Annotated in this window: 1 protein-coding gene; it reads right to left on the reverse strand. The window is 44.7% G+C overall.

Annotation, left to right across the window (positions count from 1 at the left end; translation table 11 throughout):
• Positions 1–81: 81 nt before the first annotated feature.
• Positions 82–1,356: a group II intron reverse transcriptase/maturase gene (gene ltrA, locus FM107_RS10575; RefSeq protein ID WP_218778961.1), complete on the reverse strand. Its 1,275-nt coding sequence runs from the start codon at positions 1,354–1,356 to the stop codon at positions 82–84.
• Positions 1,357–1,945: the final 589 nt, after the last annotated feature.

The raw sequence follows: 1,945 nt of genomic DNA on the forward strand, positions 1-1,945 counted from the left end.
AATCGAGTAGGAAGATAGGGATTATTTCCCTATCTGTCCTCTCACACCACCCGGCATACGGATCCGTACCAAGGCGGTTTGTTAGAATAACGTCGTTTGATGTGTTGTTCTCCAGTAATAATAGTCCGCAAATCCTTCGTAGCCTAATTTAATGAAGTACGAATTTGTTAACGTTGTTTCGAGGATGGGACTTGTCCCTGTTCGAGTGTAGGATTTACGAGTGTTGGCATGTTGGTAGGCGAGCCAATGTTTGCCCCCTAGTTTCATTAAGTTCCGAATTCGGTTTCCGATTGTCTTCCATTGTTTCCAAAGTAGGACACGTAAACGTCTTCGGACTAATTTGTCTAGCTCTATCATCACTTTCTTGTTCGTGGCAATACGGAAGTAGTTGATCCAGCCACGAGTAATCTGCCGTAGCTTAGTCAATCGCACATGCATTAGAGTGGCTGAATTTCGTCGAGTATTTTGACGTATTTTCTCTCGAATCCGCTCGATACTCTTAGGCGAAATGCGAATATGCCAGTGTCCTCGATTTTTGAAGAAGCTGAAACCTAATAAGCTACTTTGAACAGGCCTACTTATCTTACTCTTTTCTCGGTTTACCTTCAGTTTGAGGACAGATTCGATGTAGCTAGTGATGTTGTTCATAACACGGTGTGCGGATTTCTTACTCCCCGTGTAGATGCTACAATCATCGGCGTAGCGTACGAAGCGATGTCCTCGCGAGCTGAGTTCTGTGTCCAATTCGTTTAGGATAATATTAGACAAAAGTGGACTCAAAGGACTACCCTGTGGTGTACCTTCTGTTCGCTTCTGTTCGAGCCCATTTTCCATAATGCCACAACGAAGGTATTTCCCGATGAGTTCTAGAACTCGACGATCCTTAATCTTCTTGCTCAGAAGGTGCATCAATTTGTCATGGTTCACTTGATCGAAGAATTTCTCCAAATCAAGCTCCGCAACCCACGTGTATCCCGTGTTGAGATATTCTTGTGCTTTACGGACGGCCTGATGAGCATTCCGATGGGTTCGGAAGCCGTAGCTGTTCTCGTGAAAATAATCCTCGTACTTTACGTTAAGCCACTGCGAGATGCTTTGCTGAATTACTCGGTCAATGACCGTGGGAATACCCAGCATACGCTTGCCGCCACTTGCTTTGGGAATCTCTACTTTCCGAACGGCTTGTGGCCGGTAAGTGCCACAGAGAAGATCCGACCGCAGGGTTTGCCAATGCGTGTTAAGGTAGTCACGAAGTTTATCGATCTGCATACCATCAACTCCGCTGGCTCCTCCGTTGGAGATAACACGCCTGACAGCGTGCTGAACATTTCGGATGTGTAATATCTCTTCCAGCATATTATTACTAAAAAAAAATCTCAGGCATTGTGTCCATTGGTTGCACGATTCAGCTAAGCTTCTCTTACATTTTACTATCGGTTTCCGACCTACCCTCATGTAAGTAGTTTTCTTACGTGGTTCTGCTTTTAACGCGTCATCATAAACTTCTTGGTTCCTTTGCCATTCTAACATTCTGACCTTCCCTTGTTTAGTGTAGAGGAACAAGGTACTATGTCGTCTGCTGACTTCTGACTAAAGCATAATAGCATTATTATTCTGCTATATGTTTCTTCGCTGGCATTCGCGCATACCTTTGACAGACTTTAATCAGATCTCCCCAGGTAAGAACAATAACTTTCATCTCATATATCCGCTACATTTACCATAGTGTTTCCGTACAGTTTGGGACTTCGGTTTGTTTGGCAACCTCATCCAACACTTGCGGCCTTATATGTAGTTTCTATTCGTCGGACCGAGATTTTGCCGCCGACTTCCTTCAGATTCCTCCTCGCAGAGGACACCCTTGTCTTAAGCTAACACTTCCCACTGTAAAGGCGTGTTCGGGACTTACACCCTAGAGTTATTGCCCATGCTGGGCACACCAAAA

The organism is Sphingobacterium sp. JB170 (assembly GCF_900163865.1).
Classification (GTDB): Bacteria; Bacteroidota; Bacteroidia; order Sphingobacteriales; family Sphingobacteriaceae; genus Sphingobacterium.

Coding starts and splice junctions, on each gene's coding strand:
- ltrA (WP_218778961.1), bottom strand. CDS start 1,356: ATGCTGGAAGAGATATTACACATCCGAAATGTTCAGCACGCTGTCAGG.